This is a genomic window from Kocuria rhizosphaerae, assembly GCF_044462265.1.
Classification (GTDB): domain Bacteria; phylum Actinomycetota; class Actinomycetes; order Actinomycetales; family Micrococcaceae; genus Kocuria; species Kocuria rhizosphaerae.
Window position 1 is genome coordinate 24,224 of record NZ_JBISWL010000080.1, and the last position, 20,759, is coordinate 44,982.

At 74.8% G+C, this 20,759-nt stretch carries 14 protein-coding genes and 1 pseudogene; 13 read left to right on the top strand and 2 right to left on the bottom strand.

Features of this window, described 5'->3' with window-relative positions; all coding sequences use genetic code 11:
- Positions 1-58: 58 nt before the first annotated feature.
- From ACH9EU_RS09515 to ACH9EU_RS09535, 5 genes and pseudogenes are all read left to right on the top strand, one after another.
- Positions 59-466: a GPW/gp25 family protein gene (locus tag ACH9EU_RS09515; protein WP_396413694.1), complete on the top strand. Its 408-nt coding sequence runs from the start codon at positions 59-61 to the stop codon at positions 464-466.
- 4 nt (positions 467-470) lie between these two features.
- Positions 471-2,420 (top strand): putative baseplate assembly protein, encoded by a 1,950-nt coding sequence (locus ACH9EU_RS09520; protein ID WP_396413695.1) that lies wholly within the window; start codon positions 471-473, stop codon positions 2,418-2,420.
- A 1-nt stretch (position 2,421) separates the two neighbouring features.
- Positions 2,422-2,982 (top strand): phage tail protein, encoded by a 561-nt coding sequence (locus ACH9EU_RS09525; RefSeq protein WP_396413696.1) that lies wholly within the window; start codon positions 2,422-2,424, stop codon positions 2,980-2,982.
- A gap of 10 nt (positions 2,983-2,992) precedes the next feature.
- Positions 2,993-3,058 (top strand): annotated as a pseudogene (locus ACH9EU_RS09530) (zinc-ribbon domain-containing protein); the annotation flags it as partial.
- A gap of 507 nt (positions 3,059-3,565) precedes the next feature.
- Positions 3,566-3,778 carry a hypothetical protein gene (locus tag ACH9EU_RS09535; RefSeq protein ID WP_396413707.1) on the top strand — a complete coding sequence of 71 codons (213 nt, stop codon included), beginning with the start codon at positions 3,566-3,568 and terminating at the stop codon, positions 3,776-3,778.
- A 76-nt stretch (positions 3,779-3,854) separates the two neighbouring features.
- On the opposite strand, the gene ACH9EU_RS09540 is transcribed toward ACH9EU_RS09535, so the two are convergent.
- Entirely contained in the window at positions 3,855-6,509 is a 2,655-nt protein-coding gene (locus ACH9EU_RS09540) for a BTAD domain-containing putative transcriptional regulator (RefSeq protein WP_396413697.1), read from the bottom strand.
- A gap of 324 nt (positions 6,510-6,833) precedes the next feature.
- Between ACH9EU_RS09540 and ACH9EU_RS09545 the strand changes: the two genes are divergently transcribed.
- The 8 genes from ACH9EU_RS09545 to ACH9EU_RS09580 all read left to right on the top strand — a co-directional run bounded on the left by ACH9EU_RS09545 (position 6,834) and on the right by ACH9EU_RS09580 (position 20,129).
- Entirely contained in the window at positions 6,834-7,658 is an 825-nt protein-coding gene (locus ACH9EU_RS09545) for an acyl-CoA thioesterase domain-containing protein (RefSeq protein ID WP_396413698.1), read from the top strand.
- Between the two features lie 93 nt (positions 7,659-7,751).
- On the top strand, positions 7,752-8,078 hold the full coding sequence (locus ACH9EU_RS09550) for a 2Fe-2S iron-sulfur cluster-binding protein (protein ID WP_396413699.1): 327 nt from the start codon (positions 7,752-7,754) through the stop codon (positions 8,076-8,078).
- Between the two features lie 84 nt (positions 8,079-8,162).
- On the top strand, positions 8,163-11,213 hold the full coding sequence (locus tag ACH9EU_RS09555) for an FAD-linked oxidase C-terminal domain-containing protein (protein WP_396413700.1): 3,051 nt from the start codon (positions 8,163-8,165) through the stop codon (positions 11,211-11,213).
- A gap of 268 nt (positions 11,214-11,481) precedes the next feature.
- Positions 11,482-12,177 (top strand): DUF4232 domain-containing protein, encoded by a 696-nt coding sequence (locus ACH9EU_RS09560; RefSeq protein WP_396413701.1) that lies wholly within the window; start codon positions 11,482-11,484, stop codon positions 12,175-12,177.
- Complete coding sequence (locus ACH9EU_RS09565; RefSeq protein ID WP_396413702.1) at positions 12,167-17,197, top strand: Lhr family ATP-dependent helicase; 5,031 nt, start codon at positions 12,167-12,169, stop codon at positions 17,195-17,197. The genes ACH9EU_RS09560 and ACH9EU_RS09565 overlap by 11 nt, the downstream gene beginning before the upstream one ends.
- Positions 17,198-17,218: 21 nt before the next feature.
- The gene (locus ACH9EU_RS09570; RefSeq protein ID WP_396413703.1) at positions 17,219-18,058 is read left to right on the top strand and encodes a DNA-formamidopyrimidine glycosylase family protein; all 840 of its coding nucleotides are present in this window, start codon (positions 17,219-17,221) and stop codon (positions 18,056-18,058) included.
- An 82-nt stretch (positions 18,059-18,140) separates the two neighbouring features.
- A complete protein-coding gene (locus tag ACH9EU_RS09575; protein ID WP_396413706.1) occupies positions 18,141-19,769 on the top strand; it encodes a stealth family protein in 1,629 nt (542 codons plus the stop codon).
- A 108-nt stretch (positions 19,770-19,877) separates the two neighbouring features.
- On the top strand, positions 19,878-20,129 hold the full coding sequence (locus ACH9EU_RS09580; protein WP_396413704.1) for a DUF6458 family protein: 252 nt from the start codon (positions 19,878-19,880) through the stop codon (positions 20,127-20,129).
- Positions 20,130-20,579: 450 nt separating this feature from the next.
- Here the strand turns inward: ACH9EU_RS09580 and ACH9EU_RS09585 are convergent.
- Positions 20,580-20,759: hypothetical protein (locus ACH9EU_RS09585; RefSeq protein WP_396413705.1), on the bottom strand; the 180-nt coding region annotated here is incomplete at its 5' end.

Consider the following 20,759-nt stretch of genomic DNA (forward strand, 5'->3'; position numbering starts at 1 on the left):
GCCGCCCGGCACCGGCAGCCATCAGGAGCAGGAACAACCAGGAGCAGGAGGCAGGACGATGGGACAGGAGTTCATCGGCTCCGGGTGGGCGTTCCCGCTGCGGACCGACCGGACCGGGAGCATCTCCCTGGCCCGGGAGGTGCGGGAGATCGAGGAGAGCATCTACCTCATCCTGGCCACCTCCCCCGGGGAGCGGCCCATGCGTCCCGAGTTCGGGTGCGCCGTGCACGACCACGTGTTCGCCCCGGCGGACGCGGCCACGGCCGGCGACATCGCCTTCGCCGTCCGGGTGGCCCTCGACCGCTGGGAGCCGCGGATCAACCTGGAGGACGTCCTCGTGCACCTCGACACCGCCGGGGACGGGGTCCTCCTGATCGAGGTGCAGTACACCGTGCGGGGCACCAACGACCCCCGCAACCTCGTCTTCCCGTTCTACACGATCCCGCGCCACGACCAGGAGACGTGATCCGATGCTCCCCTCCCCGCACCTCGACGACCGCCGCTTCCAGGACCTCGTGGACGACGCCAAGCGCATGATCGCCCAGCGCTGCCCGGAGTGGACGGACCACAACGTCTCCGATCCGGGGGTGACGCTCATCGAGGCGTTCGCGTTCATGACCGACGAGCTGTTCTACCGCCTCAACCGGATCCCCGACCGGCTCTACATCGCCTTCCTGGACCTGCTGGGGGTGAGCCTGCACCCGCCGACGGCCGCCACGGTGGAGCTGCTGCTGTGGCTCTCCGCGCCGCAGCCCAACCCCGTGGTCGTCCCGGAGGGCACGGAGGCCGCCACCCGGCGCACCGACGAGGACGACGCCGTCGCCTTCGCCACGGCGCGTGAGCTCGTGATCCCGCCGCGCAGCCTCGCCCACCTGCGCACCAGCAGCCACGGGGGCGAGCCCGTCGTGCGGCCCGCCCGCCCGCGCGGGGGCGAGGACTTCCCGTGCTTCGGGGCGCCTCCCCTGCCCGACGACGTGCTGATGCTGGGCCTCGACGACAGCGCGCCGTCCTGCGCGGTGGCCCTGCGGTTCGACTGCGAGGTCCGCGGCGTCGGTGTGGACCCCCGGCACCCGCCGCTCGTCTGGGAGGCCTGGACCCGCTCCGGCTGGACCCGGTGCGACGTGGACCGGGACGAGACCGGAGGCCTCAACCGCCCGGGCGACGTGGTCCTGCACCTGCCGCACGCCCACACGGCCTCCGTGGTCGGCGGGACCCGGGCCGGCTGGCTCCGCTGCCGGGTGGTCCTGCCGGCCGAGGGCTACCCGCCCTACAGCGCCTCGCCCGGGATCAGGAGCGTGACCGCCTTCACGATCGGCGGGTCCGTCCCGGCGGTGCACGCCGAGACGGTCCACGGCGAGGTCCTCGGCACCTCCGACGGCGCCCCGGGCCAGGCCTTCCCCCTCGCCCGGCGGCCCGTGGTCCCGGACGGACGCGACTTCTCGGTCGAGGTCGGCGACGGCTCCGGATGGCAGACCTGGACCGAGGTGGACACCTTCGCCAACTGCTCCCCGGGCGACCGGGTGGTCCAGCTCGACCGCGCCGACGGCGTCGTCCGGCTCCCGCCCGCCGTCCGCGAACCGGACGGCTCCCTGCGGCGCTACGGCGCCGTTCCGCCCGTGGGCAGCACGCTGCGGGTCCGGGAGTACCGGACCGGCGGCGGACCGCGGGGCAACGTCGCCCCGCGCACGGTGACCGTCCTGCGCTCCACCATCCCCTTCGTGGTGCGGATCGAGAACCGCCGTGCCGCGCAGGGAGGCGTGGCCGTGGAGACCGTCGACCAGGCCCGGCAGCGTGGCCCGCTCGCCCTTCGCACCCGCGACCGTGCGGTGACCAGCGAGGACTACGAGCAGCTCGCCCGCCGGGCGGCGCCCGGCATCGCCCGGGTGCGCTGCATCCCGGCGACCTCCGCGGCGGACGCGGGCGGGGTGCGGGTGCTCGTGGTCCCCTCCGCCGTCCCCGACGAGGAGGCCCGGCTGCGCTTCGGTGACCTCGTCCCCGACGACAACACCCTCACCGTCGTGGCCGAGTACCTCGACGAACGGCGCCCGGTCGGCGCCCGCGTCGTCGTCGAGCCGCCCCGCTACCTGGGGGTGACGGTCGTCGCCCGTCTGACGGCCCGTCGGAAGGTCGCGACCGACTCCCTCAAACGGCTGTCGCTCCAGGCCCTGTACGAGTACTTCGACCCGATCCGCGGCGGCCCCGACGGGGACGGCTGGCCCTTCGGCCGGCCGGTGCAGTCGGGCGAGGTGCACGCGGTGCTCCAGCGGCTCCCCGGCACCGAGATCGTGGACGAGGTCTTCCTCTTCGCGGTCGACCCCCGCACCGGCGAGCGCGGCGAGCGCGTGCAGCGGATCGACCTGGGCAAGCACGATCTGGTGTTCTCCGTCGGCCACCAAGTCCGCGTCGCGGAGGGCGAGTGAGATGCGCGGGCTGATCCCCGGGCTCGAGAGCCCCGTCCCGGTGGCCTCCCGGCTCCCGGCCGTGCTGCAGGAGGACGAGTTCCTGCAGCGGTTCCTGGCCGGCTTCGACGAGTCGCTGGCACCCGTGTTCCTGACCCTCGACGGCCTGGCCTCCTACGTGGACCCGCAGCTGGCCCCCGAGGACTTCCTCACCTGGCTCTCCGAGTGGGTGGGGGTGCGCGTCGACGAGCACTGGCCCGTGGCACAGCGCCGGGAGATCGTCGCGAACGGGGCCCGCATCCACCGGCGCCGCGGGACCGCCGCGGGGATCGCCGACGCCGTCCGGCTCGCCGCCGCCGGCGTGGTCCACGTCGACATCGAGGACTCCGGGGGAACGGTCTGGTCCCGGACCCCGCACACGGAGCTGCCGGGCTCGTCCCGTCCGGGGCTGCACGTCCGGGCCTACGCCCGCTCGGTGGCGGACGTGGACGTCCGCCGGCTCGACGCCGTGGTCCGTGCCGTGAAACCGGCGCACGTGCCCCACACGCTCGAGGTGCTCGAGACGTCCGAGACCGGGACCTGAGGAGATCGCCATGCAGATCTGTCCGGAGTGCGGCACCCGCAACGCGGCGGGCGCCGAGTTCTGCTCCAACTGCAACGCGTTCCTGGCGTGGGAGGACCAGCCGTCCGCACCGCCTGCCGGGCCACCCCGCGACGGCGGCACCACGCCGCGTGCCCGGCCACCCCGCGGCGGCACCGGGCCGTCCACGCCACCCCCGCCGGCGGAACCGGGTCCCCCTGCGCGCGAAGCACCGGCCCGGCGCCCCTCCCCCTCGACGGTCCGGCGCACCAGCGACAAGGTCTCCCCGCTGCCGCCGGAGTCCACGCCGGAGCCCTCGTCGTCCTCCCGGCCCGGGTCCTCGTCGTCGTCCCGAGCCGGGTTCCCGCCGGAGTCCCCGCGGCGGCCCCCGCCCCAGCGCTCCTCCGCACCGCCCCCACCCCACCCGTCGCACTCCTCACCTCCGCCTCCCGACGGGACGGCCAGGGTGAAGTCGTCGACGTCGCGCGCGCCCAGCCCCGTCAGGCCCTCGCGGGACGCGGAGGGGGTGCCGTCCGGGGGCGGAGCCCCTCCTCCGCCCCGCCCCGCACGCCCGGCGCCCGACGTCGTGGCACCCGGGGAGGTCGCGTGCCCCCGGTGCGGAGCCGGGAACTCCCCCGAGCGGCACTTCTGCCGGCGGTGCGCCCTGGAGCTCGGCCGGACCGGTCACGCCGTCCCGGCCGAGCCCCCTCCCCCGCCTCCGCGGCGCCGGCCGTCCCCGGTGCTCTGGGCGGTGCTCGCCCTCGTCCTGCTCGTCCTGCTGCTGGTGTTCGTGCTGTGAGTACGGGCCGGCGCCCCACGGGACCGGCACCCTCCCCGGACACGGGTGCCGGGACCGCCGCCCCGGCGCCCGCAGCTCATCCGGGACCGCCGCGGATCCCGAGGGCGTCCAGCATGTCGTGGTAGCGGCGCCGCGTGCGCTCGGCCTCGGCGAGCTCTCCGGCGTCCTGCAGCAGCTCGACGAGCAGACGCCACGACTCGTCCCGCCACGGGTCGAGCTCGACGCTGCGCTCCGCGGCGGGGATCGCGGTGTCCCCGCGACCCAGGGATGCCCTCGTCCGTGCCAGGTCGCCCGCGGCCTGGGCCGCCCGGAACCGGTAGCGGTCGCGGATGTCCACGAGCCAGTCCGCGGCTCCCTCCTCGGGGAGGAGGTCTCCGGCGTAGAGCTCGACCGCGGCCTCCAGAGCGGTCTCCGTCCGCGGCAGGTCCCCGCTCCGCCGCGCCCGTTCCGCCTCGTGCACGAGGGCGTCGAACCCGTCGACGTCGGACCGGGCGCCGGCTCCGGGGAAGAGCACGTAGGAGTCGCCCTGGCGTGCGATCGCCCCGCGGCCGCCACCGTGCTCGTCCAGGACGTGGCGCAGCGCGGAGATGTTCACCTGCAGGTTGTGCAGCGCCCGGACCGGCTCCAGGTCGCTCCAGAGTATCCCCGCGAGCCGGTCCCGGTGCACGGGCCGCCCGGCGTGCAGGGCCAGCAGCCGCAGCACGGTGCGGGCACGCGGCCGCACGCCGTCGAGGTCCAGTGACGCGTCTCCGACCCGCACCGTGAGGCCCCCGAAGCAGCACACCGACGCCGCGCCGGGTCCGTCCTGCGCCGGCGCGGTCGGCGCGCGCCCGGTCAGCGCGAGCGCCCCGGGCGGCAGGTCACCGCCCGGACGGGGCGCCAGGGAACTCGCCCACGCGGCGAGCACGTCCGCGTGCAGCGCCCGGAACCGGACGGCGAGAGCCGCGGTCTCGTCCCGCGGGGACGCACCGCCGCGAGGTCCGGCCAGGACCGTGACGGCGCGCAGGAGCGCCGCACCCCAGTGGTCGCCGCGCTCCTCGCAGTCGAGGACCACCGCGTCGGCGATCTCGGCGCCGGCGTCGCCTCCCGACAGGGCCGCGAGCATGCCCTCGGACAGCCGTGCAAGCCACGAGAGTCCGCCGTACCGGGCGTGGCGCTGGACGGCCGCCATCTCGTCGGCCGCGGCGCCGGGGACGGCCCCGGTCTCCTCGGACCCGAAGAGCGCCAGGACGAGCTGCGCCGCCAGCGCCGAGGGCCGGTCCCGGTCGAGGTCGCGCGCGCTCCGGCGCAGCAGCGGTAGGGCGGCCCGCCGGTCGCCCGCGAGCAGCCAGGCGATGCCGGCCGGGAGCAGCTCCTCCTCGTGCCCGCCCAGCTCCCGGGCGACCGAGGCCGGATCGTGCCGGGTCGCCGCGCGCAGAGGGCGCTCGGGCCCGGGCCCCGCACCGGGCGGAGCCGCTCCCTCGTGGACCGCCCAGTCGGCGGCCCGATTCCGCAGCTCCGTCGCGAGGACCCTGTGCGCCGGGACGTCGGTGCGGGCCAGCGCCCGGCTCGCCGCCGCGTGAGCCGCCGCGAAGCGTCCGTCGTCGAAGAGCCGGCGGGCCTCGGCGAGACCGAACGCGGGTTCCGCCTCGACCAGCTCCGGGGAGAGGTGCTCGGCCCAGGCGCAGGCCCCCGGTCCGACCGCCGCGGCGCCGGACCGCTCGAGCAGGCGCAGCGCCTCCGCCCACCGGCCGTCCTCGGCGAGGAGGGCGAGTGCGCCACCCGGGTCGCCGTCACGCTCCAGCAGCGCGGCGGCCCGCCCGCGCAGCGCCGCGCAGCGGCCGCGCTCGGAGCTCGCCCGCAGGTCCTCGGCGAGGAACCGGCGCACGAGCGCCGGCATCCGCAGGCCTCCCGCGAGGTCGTCCTCCGCCAGGAAGGACCGGCGCCGCAGGTCCTGCAGGGCGGGCCCTGCGGTGCCCGGGGTGCCCAGCAGCGCGTCGCAGTACCGCGGGACCACCACGTCGAACAGGGAGGCCACCTGCAGCAGGCGGGTCTCCTCCGCGCGGAGACCGCCCGTCACGTGCTGCCTCAGGTAGTCCCGGGCGTAGTGGGCGCCGGCGTCACACGCCGCCCGGTGCCGCTCCACCGGGCTGCGGTTCACGGCGTGGAGGTGGAAGAGGTGCAGTCCGGCGGCCCAGCCGTCCGTGGTGCGTACGAGGTCGAGCACCTGAGAGGGGTCCAGGCGCCGGCCGTGGACGTCGCGGAAGAGGGCGTGGGCCTCGTGCGCGCGGAAGCGCAGGTCCTCGCCGTCGACCAGCACGGCCGTGCTGAACTCCGGGCGGGCGACGTTGAACGAGGGCGCCTGCCGTCCGGCCACCACGAGATGGACGGTGGGCGGGCTGAGGACGAGCAGCCGCTCCAGCTCCGTCTCGGCGGGGGTGCCGACGATCAGGTGCACGTCGTCGAGCACGATGCACAGGGGGCCTCGCGCCCGTTCGGCCAGGGCGGCCAGCTCGGCCGTGGATCGCGGCTCGGGCCCGCCCACCAGCGCGGCCACGTCCCGCGCCAGGCGGGCGAGGAGGCGTTCGGGGCGGCTGTCGGCCGCGTCCACCCGGTGCCAGATGACCGGACCCGGCCGCCGGGCCGCCCAGTGCGCCAGCAGGGTCGTCTTGCCGGTGCCGTGCGCCGCGACCACGAGGCCCAGCCGCGCCGAGAGCGCGCGGTCCAGCTTGCGCAGCAGCCGCTCGCGCACGAGGCCGTCACCGCAGGGAAGCCCCGGCCGGGCAGGACGATCCCCTGTACCGGTCATCGCGTCCACCCCCGGAAGGTCTCGGCGTGCGTGGCATGGGCGGTGCGTCGTCGGCCTTCCCCCCGGCCCGGACCGCCGGCCGGAGCGTCGAGGGGTCTCCGTGCGGGACGCGGTCCGACTCCCAGCGTAGGAGCTCTCGTCCGTCGTCGGAGGGTCGGGCCGAACATTACCGGCATAACGATGACGTCACGGGTCCGGCCGGTGGGTAGGGTCGCCTCCGACGGCCCGGACGACGAACGCCCGGCGAGCGCACGACGAGGAGGAGCCATGACCGGATCCCGGGGCCACCTGGGCGCGGGCGGGGAGGACTTCCCGGACGCCTACTTCGTGCGGCTGGGCCCGGACCGGTTCCGCTCGACGCTGCACGCGCAGGGCGCCTGGAACGACGACGAGCAGCACATGGCGGCCGCCTCCGGGCTGCTGGCCCACGCCGTGGCGGTCCGCCACCCCCGCGAGGACGTGCTGCCGGTGCGCTTCTCCTACGACATCCTCGGCTTCATCCCCGGCGGGGAGGTGGAGGTGAGCACCCGGGTGGTCCGCCCCGGCCGCACCATCGAGCTGCTCGAGGCCACCATGAGCCACGCCGGGCGCTCGTGCATCCGGCTGAGCGTGTGGCGGCTGGTCCGCGGGGAGACCGCAGGGGCCGCGGGGACGCTGCGACCGGCCATGCCCGCGGTCGACGAGGCCGTGCCGGCCCACCTGGGCGGCCGCTGGGGCGGCGGCTACATCGGCTCCCTCGAGGCCCGGCAGGTGCGGGAGCACCGGCCCGGCAGCGCCGCCATGTGGCTTCGGGCGCCCCACGCCGTCGTCGACGGCGAGGAGGTCTGCGTCACCGCACGGTTCCTCGCGGCCGTGGACGCGGCCAACGGGATCGCCGTGCGGGTGGGGCCCCACGAGCTGGCCTTCCCCAACGTGGACCTCAGCGTGCACCTGGTCCGCGAGCCGGTCTCCCCCTGGGTGGGCCTGGACACCCACGTGACGTTCGGCCCGACGGGGGCCGGCCTGACCGAGTCCGCCCTGCACGACGAGGCCGGCTACCTCGGCCAGGTGGCCCAGGCGCTCACCGTCCGGACCCTGCCCGGCGCCCGCTGAGGCGCGCACGGGGCCCTCGTCCCGCGACCGTACAATGGGGCGGGATTTCCGACGTCGAGACCAGGGGCGACCGCGCCCCGAGGAGGCCATCCAGTGAGCAGCATCAAGATCACCGTGATCGACCGCGAGGGCAACCGCACCGAGGGGGTGGAGTGGAAGGACTACGAGACGCTCATGGAGGCGCTCACCCGCCACAAGTACCCGATCCTCGCCACCTGCGGCGGCAACGCCTCCTGCTCCACGTGCCACTCCTACCTGGACCCGGCCGCGTTCCAGAAGACCGGCGGGACGAACGAGGAGGAGGAGGAGCTCCTGGAGATGCTCGACGACACCCGTCACGACACCTCCCGGCTCACCTGCCAGGTCGAGTGGTCCGAGGACCTCGACGGCGCCGAGGTCACCATCGCCCCCGAGTGGTGACCGGCCCGTCCCCTCGGGGACGACCCGCACAGCCCTGACCAGACCCGGACGGACCGGCGGCGACGCCGTGCAGGAAGTGGACCCATGACCGAGATCCGTGACGACCTCATGACGCGTGCTGCCTATGTCTCGGACGCGTCGATCTACCGGCGGCTGCCGGCGGCCGTGGCCGAGCCGCGGACGGTGGAGGAGGTCCGGGAGCTGCTGGGGCTGGCGCGGGAGCGGGGTTGGCCGGTGGTGGCCCGCGGTGGGGGGACGTCGGTGGCGGGCAACGCGATCGGGGAGGGTCTGGTGATCGACACCTCCCGGTACTTCAACCGGATCCTGGCGATCGACCCGGAGGCGGGCACGGCGACGATCGAGCCGGGGGTGGTGTGTGATCAGCTGCGCGCGGCGGCCGCGGAGTTCGGGCTGACCTACGGGCCGGATCCCTCCACGCACTCGCGGTGCACGATCGGGGGGATGGTGGCCAACAACGCCTGCGGCTCGCACTCGGTGGCGTGGGGGACCTCGGCGGAGAACCTGGTGTCGGTGACGGTGATGCTCGCCGACGGCCGGGAGGTCGAGCTCGCCGCGGGCGGGACGTCCGATCCCGCCCTGGACGCGGCCCTGAGGGGGTTGCGGGACCGGCATCTGGCGGTGCTGCGCACGGAGCTGGGGCAGTTCCCCCGGCAGGTCTCCGGGTACGGGCTGCACTACCTGCTGGGCGAGAACGGGTTCGACACGGCCAAGGCCTTCGCCGGGTCGGAGGGCACCTGCGGGATCATCACGCGGCTGACGGTGCGTCTGGTGGCCCGACCGGCGCACACGGCCCTGGCCGTGCTCGGTTTCCAGGACGCGATCGCCGCGGCCACCGCGGCCCCGGCGCTGCGGGTGGCGGGGGTGTACACGATCGAGGGCATGGGCTCGGACCTGCTGGCGGCCCTGCGCACCCGCCCGGGCCAGGAGCGGGCCGGGGCCGAGCTGCCGGCCGGCGGGGGGTGGCTGTACTGCGAGGTCGGGGCGGAGACCCTGGAGGAGGCCGAGGCCCGGGCGCGGGAGCTGCCGGGGCTGGTGGGCGAGCACGTGGTGGACTCCGTGATCGTCTCCGGCGCGGAGCAGGCCAGGGGCCTGTGGCGGATCCGGGAGGCCGGGGCCGGGATCGTGACGCGGCTGCCCGAGGGCGGGGAGGCCTGGCCGGGCTGGGAGGACTCCGCGGTGCCCCCGGCGCGGCTGGGGGAGTACCTGGCCGACCTCTACGACCTGCTGCACGAGAAGGGTCTGACCGGGATCCCCTTCGGGCACTTCGGGGAGGGGTGTGTGCACATCCGCATCTCCTTCGACCTCTCCACCGAGGCCGGGGTGGGCACCTACCGCCAGTTCATCGAGGCCGCCGCGGCCCTGGTGCACCGCTACGGCGGGTCGGTGTCCGGGGAGCACGGGGACGGGCGGGCCCGTTCGGAGCTGCTGGGCACGATCTACTCCCGGCAGGCCCTGGAGGCCTTCGGGCAGTTCAAGGCCGTCTTCGACCCGGAGGGGCTCTTCAACCCCGGGGTGCTCGTGGACCCCGAGCCCATCGATCAGGGCATCCGTCCCGGCCCCGGGGCGCGGACCTTCGAGCTGACCCCGGTGCACGCGTTCTCCGCCGACGGCGGGTCCTTCGCCGGGGCCGTCAACCGGTGCGTGGGCGTGGGGGCGTGCCGCTCCGACGTCGGGGCGATGTGCCCGTCCTTCCAGGCCACCGGCGACGAGGTGCACTCCACCCGCGGGAGGGCCCGGTCCCTGGCCGAGATGCTGCGCGGGGAGTCCATCACCGAGGGCTGGAAGTCGAAGGAGACCCTGCAGGCCCTGGACCTGTGCCTGTCCTGCAAGGCCTGCGTGAGCGAGTGCCCGGTCAACGTGGACATGGCCACCTACAAGGCCGAGTTCCTCCACCACCACTACCGGCACGGGCTGGCCTCCTTCCTGGGCCCGGACCGCCGGCCCATGGCGCAGTTGACGATGGGCTGGATGCCGCTGCTGATGCGGCTGGCCGAGAAGGTCCCCTTCGCCTTCCGGGCCATCAACGCCGCCGAGTCATTCCGCCCGGTCGAGGAACTCACCAAGCGCCTGGGCGGGATCGAGCCGAAACGGCGGATGATCTCCTTCGCCGACCAGCCGCTCACCCGCTGGTTCCGGCAGCGCCCCATCCCCGGGGCCGGCCACCGGCCCGGGGACGCCACCGACGGCCCGCCCACCGTGGTGCTGTGGCCGGACACCTTCACGAACTTCTCCGCCGACGCCCCCGGCAAGGCCGCCGTGGAGGTCCTCGAGGCCATGGGCTACCGGGTGCTGATGCCCACGGGCAACGTCTGCTGCGGGCTGACCTGGCACTCCACCGGCCAGCTGCACATGACCCGGAAGGTCCTGTCCGCCACCCTGGACGTGATGGAACCGCTGCTGACCGCCGGCCACCCGGTCATCGGGCTGGAACCCTCCTGCACGGTCATGCTCACCCACGAGATCACCGAGCTGCTGCCCGGCGACCCCCGGGCCGCCCGGATGAAGGAGCTCACCACGACCCTGGGCGCCTTCACCGCCGCCCACCTGGCCGCCGGGAAGCCCTGGCCCTTCCGGGAACCGGCCCCCGGCACCGCCCCCGCCCCCGCGCTGTGCCAGGTCCACTGCCACCAGCAGTCCACCGGCGGCTACGGCCCCGAGCTGGACGTGCTGGCGAAGCTGGGCATGGACACCACCGTCATCGGCGGGGGCTGCTGCGGGCTGGCCGGCAACTGGGGCTTCGAGCCCGGCCACTACGAGGTCTCCCAGACCCTCGCCGAACGCGAACTGTTCCCCGCCATCCGCGCCGCCGCCCCGGACACCATCGTGCTCGCCGACGGATTCTCCTGCCGCACCCAGATCGCCCAGGGCACCGGCACCGACGGCGTGCACCTCGCCCAGATCCTGCGCGCCGCACTCCCCCCGGTCCACATCGACCGAGACCACGAGACCGGCCACGACCCGGATCTCGACACCGACCACGACACGGACCACGTGGCCCGGCCACGATCCGGTCCGGGCCGCCGGTCTCGCACCGGGCAGCGGGTGCGGAACACGCTCCGGCGAGCCCGCCGGGGGAGGAAGCCGGAGGAACCCGGAGAGGGCTTCGCGCAGTAGCCCACGACGTCGGGCCCGCAGACCGAAGCGCACCGAGGACACGTCGGCGGGCACGTCGACGGGAACGTCGGGAACGGTCGTCGCCCGCGCGGCACGGCCGGGCGGGAATGATCGCCCGGGGACGACCGTGCAGGCACGATCGCACGGGGACGGGGCCGTGGACCTGCTGACGTGTCGGTGCCCGCCCCTACACTGGAGGCCCCCGAGAGGGACGTCGCCGCCCCGCGGCCCGGCCCTCCACGACGCCCGCACGAGGAGGATCCCCCTGATGTCACCCTCGACCCTGTCCCGGCCGTTCCCCGCCGCGCTCGCACTCCTGTCCGTCCTCGCCCTGGCCGCGTGCTCCGGCGGGACGCAGGACCAGGACACGCCGTCCCCCACCGACGAGAGCACCACCGGAAGCACCGCCGAGCCGACGGAGGAGTCCACGGCCGCACCGTCGCCCACGCCCACGGCCACGGCCGGGGATCCCGCACGGTCCCCCGGCGGGATCCCGGCGCCCGCGGAGGAGCCCGACGACGCGACCGCCGGTGGCGCGGCCTCCGGCGCCGGGTCCCGCTGGTGCACCGCCGGCCAGCTGGAGCTCGTGGCCGTGCCGGCCGGAGGCGCCGCCGGATCCGTCTTCGTGAACCTCACCGCCACGAACACGAGCGACACCCCGTGCACGCTCGGCGGCTACCCCGGCGTGTCCTTCGTGGACGCCTCCGGCGCGATGATCGGCGCACCGGCCGTGCGGGACGCCACCACGCCGGGCACCGGCCAGGCCGTGGCACCCGGCGAGTCCGTCAGCGCCGTTCTGCGAGTGGGCCAGGCCGGCAACTACCCCGCGTGCGACGCCCGGGCCGCCGCCGGGCTGCGCGTGTACCCGCCGGAGAGCACGGAGTCCGTCGTGGTCCCGTTCCCGGCGCAGGCCTGCGCCGATCCGCAGATCCAGCAGCTCGAGATCCAGGGCTTTGGCACCTGAACCGGCCCTCGACCTCTTCACCGAGCACACCCGCACGTGGTTCTCGGGGGCCTTCGCCGCCCCCACCCCGGCCCAGGAGGGCGCCTGGCGGGCGATCTCGGCCCGGCGCCACGCCCTCATCGTCGCGCCCACCGGCTCCGGCAAGACCCTCGCGGCCTTCCTGTGGGCCCTCGACCGCTTCGTGGCCGAGGGCGCCGGGAGCGGTGCCGCGGGCACGGTCCCGGCCCGCCCCACGGTCCGGGAAGGTGACGGGCAGAGCCTGAGGGACAAGGCGCGCTCCGCCGGCGGCCGGGGCGGGCGCCGCGGGACCCGGGTCCTGTACATCTCCCCGCTCAAGGCGCTGGGCGTGGACGTGGAGCGCAATCTGCGGGCCCCGCTGATCGGGATCTCCCAGACCGCCCGCCACGCCGGGGTCGAGCCGCCCGAGATCAGCGTGGGCGTCCGTTCGGGGGACACGCCGCAGGCGATCCGCCGGGCCCTGCTGACCAACCCGCCGGACATCCTCATCACCACGCCCGAGTCGCTGTACCTCATGCTGACGTCCAAGGCGCGCGAGACCCTCACGGACGTGGGGACGGTGATCGTGGACGAGGTGCACGCGGTGGCGGGCACCAAGCGCGGAGCGCACCTGGCGGTCACCCTCGAACGGCTCGACGCGCTGCTGGAGCGTCCGGTGCAGCGCATCGGTCTCTCCGCGACCGTCGAGCCGATCGAGACCGTGGCCCGCTTCCTGGGCGGCCGGGAACCGGTGACCGTGGTCGCGCCCCGGGCGGAGAAGAAGTGGGACCTCACGGTCTCCGTGCCGATCCCGGACATGACGGTGCTGGGCGGGCCGGGAGCGTCGCCGTCGCTCGCCGGGTCGGCGTTCGGCGACGACGACCTCGACGCCCTGGAGCCGCGCAGCTCCGCGTCGATCTGGCCGCACGTGGAGGAACGGGTCGTGGACCTGGTCCTGGAGAACCGCTCGACCATCGTCTTCGCCAACTCCCGGGGTCTGGCCGAGAAGCTCACGGCACGGCTCAACGAGATCTACGCCTTCCGCGTCGAGCACGCCTCCGCGGACAGCCCGCCCGCGGAGGCCGGGCCGTGGGGCGACGACGGCCCGGCGCCGCCCGCGGGGAACGAGCAGCCGCAGCCCGTGGGCGAGGTGCTCCGCGGGATCCTGGACCGTCCGCCGGGCGGGAGTCCGGACAGCGCGGCGCCGGACCGCGCGGAGCCGGACATGGCGCAGCCGGACCGCCCGCAGCCGGACGCTCCGGAGCCGGGCCGTGCGGAGGAGCCTGCCGGCCTCCGGCGGCAGACCGGACGCTACGAGGGCGCGGCCCCGGTGCTGGCACGCGCCCATCACGGGTCGGTCTCGAAGGACCAGCGTGCGCTCATCGAGGACGACCTCAAGACCGGGCGGCTGCGCTGCGTGGTGGCCACGTCCTCCCTCGAGCTGGGCATCGACATGGGCGCGGTGGACCTCGTCGTCCAGATCGAGGCGCCGCCCTCGGCCGCCTCGGGGCTGCAGCGCGTGGGACGCGCGGGCCATCAGGTCGGCGAGGTCTCGCGCGGCTGGTTCTACCCCAAGCACCGCGGCGACCTCCTGGACGCCGCGGTCACGGTGGAGCGCATGATCCAGGGACGGATCGAGCCGCTCGCGGTCCCGCTGAACCCGCTCGACGTCCTGGCCCAGCAGACGGTCGCGGCCAGCGCGCTCGGGCCCGTCGACGTCGAGGAGTGGTTCGACACCGTCCGCCGCTCCGCGCCGTTCCTCTCCCTGCCCCGCTCCGCCTACGACGCCACCCTGGATCTCCTCTCGGGTCGGTACCCGTCCGACGAGTTCGCCGAGCTGCGCCCGCGCATCGTCTGGGACCGCGAGACCGGCACCATCGAGGGCCGGCCCGGCGCGCAACGGCTGGCCGTGACCTCGGGCGGGACCATCCCGGACCGCGGGCTGTTCGCGGTCTACCTGGTGGGCGCACAGGACGGCAAGAACTCGAAGCGAGTGGGCGAGCTCGACGAGGAGATGGTCTACGAGTCCCGTGTGGGCGACGTCATCGCCCTGGGCGCCTCCAGCTGGCGGATCGAGGAGATCACCCACGACCGTGTCATCGTCTCCCCCGCCCCGGGCGTCCCGGGCAAGCTGCCGTTCTGGCACGGGGACGGACCCGGCCGGCCCGTGGAGCTGGGCCGTGCGGTGGGCCGGTTCAACCGCGAGATCGCCGGGGCCTCCGAGGAGGACGCCCGTGCCCGCCTGCGCGAGGCCGGTCTCGACGAGTGGGCCACCGACAACCTGCTCGCCTACGTGGCCGAGCAGAAGGACGCCGTGGGACAGGTCCCCTCGGACCGGCTGTTCGTCGTCGAGCGCTTCCACGACGAGCTCGGGGACTGGCGGGTGGTGCTGCACTCGCCGTTCGGGATGCCCGTGCACGCGCCGTGGGCCCTGGCCGTCGGTGCGCGGCTGCACGAACGGTACGGGCTGGACGGCTCCGCGCAGGCCGCCGACGACGGCATCGTGCTGCGGGTGCCGGCCATGGAGGACGAGCCCCCGGGGGCGGAGCTGTTCCTCTTCGACGCCGACGAGCTCGACCGGATCGTCACGGAGGAGGTGGGCGGCTCGGCGCTGTTCGCGTCCCGGTTCCGGGAGTGCGCGGCCCGGGCCCTGCTGCTGCCCCGGCGCGACCCCGGCCGGCGCTCGCCGCTGTGGCAGCAGCGCCAGCGCTCGGCGCAGCTGCTCGACGTCGCCCGGAAGTACCCGCAGTTCCCGATCATCCTGGAGACGATCCGCGAGTGTCTCCAGGACGTCTACGACCTGCCCGCGCTCAAGGAGCTCCACCGCGCGGTCGGGCGACGCTCGATCCGGGTGGTGGAGACCACCACCGAGCAGCCCTCCCCCTTCGCCCGCACCCTCCTGTTCGGCTACGTGGCCCAGTTCCTCTACGAGGGCGACTCCCCCCTCGCCGAACGCAAGGCCGCCGTCCTGTCCCTCGACGCCGCCCTGCTCAACGAGCTCCTGGGCCGCGCCGAGCTGCGCGAGCTGCTGGACCCCGACGTCATCGAGCGCACCGAGGCGGAGCTGCAGCGGCTCGCCCCCGACCGGCGGCTGCGCGGGCTCGAGGGAACGGCCGACCTACTGCGACTGCTGGGCCCGCTCACCGCCGCCGAGGCCGCCCGGAGGCTCCAGGACCCCGAGGACGCCGAGGCCCCGTGCCCCGAGGGAGTCGCCGCCGGATGGCTCGGCCGGCTCGTCTCGGCCAACCGCGCCCTGCGGGTTCACCTGCGCGGCGTCGAGCACTGGGCCGCGATCGAGGACGCCGCCCGGCTGCGCGACGCCTTGGGCGTCCCCCTGCCCATGGGCGTGCCGCTCGCGTTCGTGGAACCGGTCGAGGACCCGCTGGCCGATCTCGTCTCCCGGTGGGCCCGCACCCACGGACCCTTCACGGTGGACGAGGCCGCCGCGCACCTCGGACTCGGCGTGGCGGTGGTCCGCACCACGCTGGAGCGGCTCGCCGCGGACCGGCGCGTGGTCGAGGGCGAGTTCCGGCCGGTGCGGCCCGACTCCGGCGGACGCGGTCCCGCCGCCTCCGAGTGGTGCGAGACCGAGGTGCTGCGCAGGATCCGCCGTCGGTCGCTGGCCGCCCTGCGCCGCGACGTCGAGCCGGTCCCCGCGCAGGTCTACGCCCGGTTCCTCCCCGCGTGGCAGCACGTGGGACGGGGCAACCAGCTGCGCGGGGAGGACGGCGTCCTCACCGTGGTGGACCAGCTCGCGGGCGTGGCCGTCCCCGCCTCGGCCTGGGAGCCGCTCGTGCTCGCGGCCCGGGTGGCCGACTACCGCCCGGAGCTGCTCGACGAGCTCACCGCCTCGGGAGAGCTCCTCTGGTCCGGCGCCGGCTCCCTGGCCGGGGACGACGGCTGGGTCTCGCTGCACCTGAGCGAGGCCGCGCAGCTCACCCTGCCGCCGGCCCAGGACCTGGCCGCACGCGCGGTGGCCCTGGACTCCGCCCTGGAGCGGCGCGTCCTCGAGGCCATGGCCTCCGGCGGTGCGTGGTTCTTCCCGCAGCTGCAGGGCCTGCTCGGGGACGAGCCCGTCCCGGCCGCCGAGCTGACCACGGCCCTGTGGAACCTCGTGTGGGCCGGGCTGATCACCAACGACACCTTCCACCCGGTGCGCTCCCTGCTGGCGGGCGGCCAGGCCGCGCACCGGCACCGGCCACGGACGCCCCGCGGCCGTTCCACCGTCCGCCGCGGTGCCGCCCGGCTGCGCGGCGCCGAATCCCGCCCCGGCCCACGCACGGCCGCCGTGACCCTCGAGCGCCACGATTCGCCGCTCGTGGCCGGGCGCTGGTCCGCCCTGCGGCCCGATCCGCTGGACCCCACCCTCCGCGCCTCCGCGACCGCGGAACTGCTGCTGGACCGCTACGGCGTGGTGACCCGAGGCCCCGTGGCCGTCGAGGAGGTTCCCGGCGGCTTCGCCACGATGTACAAGGTGCTGTCCACCCTGGAGGACTCCGGCAGGGCCCGCCGCGGCTACTTCGTCGAGGGGCTGGGCGCGGCGCAGTTCGCGCAGCCCGCCACGGTGGACCACCTGCGCACGTTCGGCACCGACGACCAGGTGCGCGCCGAGGCACCGGTGGCGCTCGCCCTGGCCGCGACCGACCCCGCCAACCCGTACGGGGCGGCTCTCGAGTGGCCCGAGCCTGCGGCCTCCCCCGCCGGCGGGTCCGGCACCACGGGCCGGCACCGGCCCGGGCGCAAGGCGGGCGCCGTCGTCGTGCTCGTGGACGGGGCGCTGGTCCTGTACGTGGAACGCGGAGGCCGCACGGTCCTCGCCTTCACGGAGGACCCCGAAGCCCTGGCCGCGGCCGGACCGGCCGTGGCCGACACGGTCCGCCGGGGCGCCGTGGACAAGCTGACGGTCGAGAAGGTCAACGGCGCCGAGGTCCTCGGCGCGGGCCCCCTCGAGGCGGCCGTGCGGGAGTCCCTCGTCGCGGGCGGTTTCTACTCGACCCCGCGCGGGCTCAGGATGCGCCGGTGACCGGCGGGCGAGGGGGCGATCGTGCCGGAGGGTGACACCGTCCACCGCCAGGCCGCGCTGCTGCGCCGTGCCCTGGCCGGGAAGGTCCTGGAGCGCAGCGACCTGCGGTTCCCGTCGGTCGCGACCGCGGACCTGTCCGGGCGCACCGTGACGGAGGTCGTGCCACGCGGCAAGCACCTGCTGATCCGCGTCGACGGCGGCCCCGAGGGCCTGGTCCCGCTGACCCTGCACTCCCACCTGCTCATGGAGGGCCTGTGGCACGTCTACCCGCGCGGGGTCCGGTGGCGCCGGCCCGCCCACCAGGCCCGGGCGGTGCTGGAGACCGCGGCCGCCCAGGCCGTGGGCTTCGACCTCGGCATGCTGGACCTGCTGCCCACCGCCGAGGAGGACGACGTCGTGGGCCACCTCGGGCCCGATCTCCTCGGGCCGGACTGGGACCGGGGGGAGGCGCTCGCCAGGCTGGCCAGCCACCCGAGCAGGGCCGTCGCGGCGGCGATCATGGACCAGCGCAACCTCGCAGGGATCGGCAACGTCTACCGCAGCGAGGTGCTGTTCCTGCGGCGCCTGCACCCCTTCACCCCGGTGGCCGACGTCCCGGACCCCGGGGCGCTCGTCGACCTGGCCCAGCGGCTGCTCCACGTCAACCGGGACCGCGCGCAGCGTTCCACGGTGGGCGGGCCGGCCCGCCGCGGCGCGCAGCTGTGGGTCTACGGGCGGGGCCGGCAGCCGTGCCGTCGGTGCGGGACGCCGGTCACCGAGAGCAGGATCGACGACGCCGAGCTCGTCCCCGGCGAACCGCACGCCGGGCCGTCGAGGGACCGGGCCGTGTGGTTCTGCGCCCGCTGCCAGCCCCTCCCCTGACGCGTTCGCCACCTCCGGCCGTATCATGAGATCGCCGCCTGCGCGCGGTCCGGCACCCTGAGGAGGCACCATCAACTCGACCCTGCTCGACCCCACCTACTTCCCCGCACCCGAGGACGGCGCGGACGGCGACGACGTCCGCAGCCCGTCGCGCGAGTCGGCGACGGCCCTGACCCAGCGCGACGACGTGGTGCGCTACAAGGACCGCTTCGCCGTGCGGCTGCGCGACCGGACGCCCTACGACGTCATGGTGGAGAACCTCCTGTTCGTGCGCGGGGTCCTGGACCGCGCCGAGGTCGACTACCTCCTGGTCCGCGGCAACGACGAGCGGCCGGTGATCGCCGTCGACCTCAAGGACCGGCCGCGCCTGCGGGAGGCCCTCGTCGAAGCGGCCGCCGGCGAGCCGTACTACGTCAAACCGATGGACACGAAGAAGAAGACGTCCGAGCTGCTCGCGGACGGCGAGCTCTCCCACCGCCGCAACTCCCGCGTCCTGCGTCTGTACCGACCCCACTACTCGAAGGAGTCCAAGCTCTACTACGGCGCCGCCACCGGCGTGCAGATCGAGCTGTGGGAGTTCGGGGAGCAGGAGTTCACGCTGCCCATGGAGAACTCCCTGACCCGCCGCAGCGTCTCGCGCACAGAGGCGGTGCCGGGCACCGTGGAGCGGTTCGGCCTGCAGTGGCCCACGATCGAGAACATGTTCGCGGACCACGCGAGCGACATCGACTTCGAGATCGACATGGTCTTCTCCTGGGTGGACGGCTCCGATGCCGAGTACCGGCGGGTGCGGGCGTCGTACCAGCAGAATGCGGTGCTGGGCGAGGGCGACGACCACGAGGCCCGCTTCCGGCAGGTCGACGAGCTGAAGTATGCCCTGCGCTCGGTGCACATGTTCGCGCCGTGGGTGCGGACCATCTGGATCGCCACCGACTCGAGGCCTCCGGCCTGGCTGGCCGAGCACCCGCGCGTGCGGATCGCGCGCAGCGAGGACTTCTTCGCGGACACCTCGGTGCTGCCCGTGTACAACTCGCAGGCCGTCGAGGCGCAGCTGCACCGGATCGAGGGGCTCTCCGAGCACTTCCTGTACTCCAACGACGACATGTTCTTCGGCCGCCAGATCGGCCCCGGACTGTTCTTCTCCCCCGGTGGGGTCACCAAGTTCGTGGAGGCCAGCACGCGGATCGGCCTCGGCGAGGGCCACCCCGAGCGATCGGGATTCGAGAACGCGGCCCGCGTCAACCGCAGGCTGCTCCGGGAGCGCTTCGGGCGGATCACCACCCGGCACCTGGAGCACTGCGCCGCGCCCCTGCGCCGCAGCGTCGTGGCCAGGATGGAGCAGGACTTCCCCCGGGAGTTCGAGCGCACAGCGGCCAGCCGCTTCCGCGCCGCGGAGAACATCTCGGTGACCAACTCCCTGTACCACTACTACGCCCTGCTCACGGGCCGAGCGGTCACCCAGGAGACGGCCCGCACCGAGTACGTGGACACCACGACGCGCGCGGGACTGAAGCAGATGGACAAGCTCCTCTCACGGCGCAACCTGGACATGTTCTGCCTCAACGACGGAAGCTTCCCGGAGGTCCCCGCCGCCGAGCGGGCAGAGCGCATCCGCCAGTTCCTGGAACGGTACTTCCCCGTCAGGGCGCCGTGGGAGAAGGATCCCGAGGAGGCGCAGGAGAACCCTGCGGCCGGGCCCCCGAAGAGCTGACCCGATGGGCGGCCGACGGCGGTGATCGGCACCGGCCGCCCATCAGCGCCGGGAATTTGCGATACTTAAGCCGTCAGTGCACTGTCCGAACCCGGGAGAGGACCCCCCATGCGCTACAGCTTCGCAGGACCCCTGATCACCATCGCCGCCGGCCTGATCCTCTGGCTCGCGGTGCCGGACGCCGTCGGACCCGTGAACGTGGACCTCATCGGCCAGATCATCTTCTGGGTGGGCGTCGTGTACCTGGTGATCGTCCTCATCGCCGCCGCGGCGCCGTCCCGGCGGCGCTCGACCCGCCGGACCGTGCAGGATCCCGGCACCGGGGAGCGGATCGAGCGCTCCGAGACGGATCTGACCTGAGCCTGTCCCCGCTGGACGCCGCGTCCTCGGCGACGGGTCAGGACCCGGATCCGCGGACGGTAGGTGTCGGCTGGAACGGTGCAGTGCGAAGAGGTGTCCTCCGGCTCGAGGCACTGGGGTCTGTCAGGACTCCCAGGTCCGGATTCGGCAAGGGCACCTTTTCCGTGGGCACGATGCGCGGTGGGAAGCACTGGCAACGGCGGCGGCCGGCGTGACCCCGTCCGGTCGGAAGGAGCTGATCGCCGTTCCTGTCCGGCCGGGGCTGTCCACCGGGGAACCTCTCCGAGCTCCGATCCGGCCGTAAGGCCCTCGCCGGCCTGAGCGCCGGCAGCGCCCCCGGGGAAAAATGACGGTCCGAGAACCCCGTCGCGTGAGTGATACGTCGTCTGCCTGCGCGACCGGGGCATCCGGCGTCGGTGGCCTGCCCGTGGGGATTCAGCAGGGTGGGGCTCAGAAGGGTGGTGGTTCGTCGAGGGGCGGCGGTCCGGGGGGCAGGGGTGGTGGGTCCTGCGGCGGGTCGTGGCTGGACCGGTCCTCGGTGAGGTGGTCGGGGAGGCGCAGGGGGCTGAGCAGGGGGTGGTGGTGGTGCTGGGGGTAGGTGACGTGGATGCGTCCGGCCGGGGAGGTCCA

Bases quoted from the DNA above. Each gene is read 5' to 3' on its own strand.
- ACH9EU_RS09555 (WP_396413700.1), top strand. From the start codon at position 8,163: ATGACCGAGATCCGTGACGACCTCATGACGCGTGCTGCCTATGTCTCG.
- ACH9EU_RS09525 (WP_396413696.1), top strand. From the start codon at position 2,422: ATGCGCGGGCTGATCCCCGGGCTCGAGAGCCCCGTCCCGGTGGCCTCC.
- ACH9EU_RS09580 (WP_396413704.1), top strand. From the start codon at position 19,878: ATGCGCTACAGCTTCGCAGGACCCCTGATCACCATCGCCGCCGGCCTG.
- ACH9EU_RS09545 (WP_396413698.1), top strand. From the start codon at position 6,834: ATGACCGGATCCCGGGGCCACCTGGGCGCGGGCGGGGAGGACTTCCCG.
- ACH9EU_RS09520 (WP_396413695.1), top strand. From the start codon at position 471: ATGCTCCCCTCCCCGCACCTCGACGACCGCCGCTTCCAGGACCTCGTG.
- ACH9EU_RS09515 (WP_396413694.1), top strand. From the start codon at position 59: ATGGGACAGGAGTTCATCGGCTCCGGGTGGGCGTTCCCGCTGCGGACC.
- ACH9EU_RS09560 (WP_396413701.1), top strand. From the start codon at position 11,482: ATGTCACCCTCGACCCTGTCCCGGCCGTTCCCCGCCGCGCTCGCACTC.